The sequence below is a fragment of the Bartonella vinsonii subsp. berkhoffii ATCC 51672 genome (genome assembly GCF_902825225.1).
GTDB classification, from domain to species: domain Bacteria; phylum Pseudomonadota; class Alphaproteobacteria; order Rhizobiales; family Rhizobiaceae; genus Bartonella; species Bartonella berkhoffii.
On record NZ_CADEAK010000132.1, the window covers coordinates 1 to 475 of the forward strand.

At 42.3% G+C, this 475-nt stretch carries 1 pseudogene; it reads left to right on the plus strand.

Annotated features, from left to right (window positions below):
• Nucleotides 1-475 (plus strand): annotated as a pseudogene (locus J7R10_RS08600) (class I tRNA ligase family protein); the annotation flags it as partial.

Genomic DNA, 475 nt, shown 5'->3' on the forward strand with positions numbered 1-475 from the left:
GGTTTTGTTCATACAGCACCTAGCCATGGTCGTGAGGATTTTGAAATTGGGAATGCTTATAAGCCTCTATTGGAGCAGGCTGGTATTGATTCGTCTATACCTTTTCCTGTTGATGATGCTGGTTTTTATACCAAGGATGTCCCTGGTTTTGGACCGGACCGTAAAGAGGGGCCCGTACGTGTTATTGATGATCATGGAAAAATGGGTGATGCTAATAAAGAAGTGATAAACGCTTTAATTAAAGCGGATCGATAGGTTGCTCGCGGTCGTTTAAAACATTCCTATCCTCACAGTTGGCGTTCAAAAAAACCGGTTATTTTTCGTAATACGCCGCAATGGTTTATTTCAATGGATAAAGATCTTGGAGATGGTTCAACTTTACGTAGTCGTGCTTTGGAGGCTATTTCGATGACGCGTTTTGTTCTTTCTTCTGGTCAAAACCGTTTGGCTTCTATGGTAGCAGATCGACCTGCTT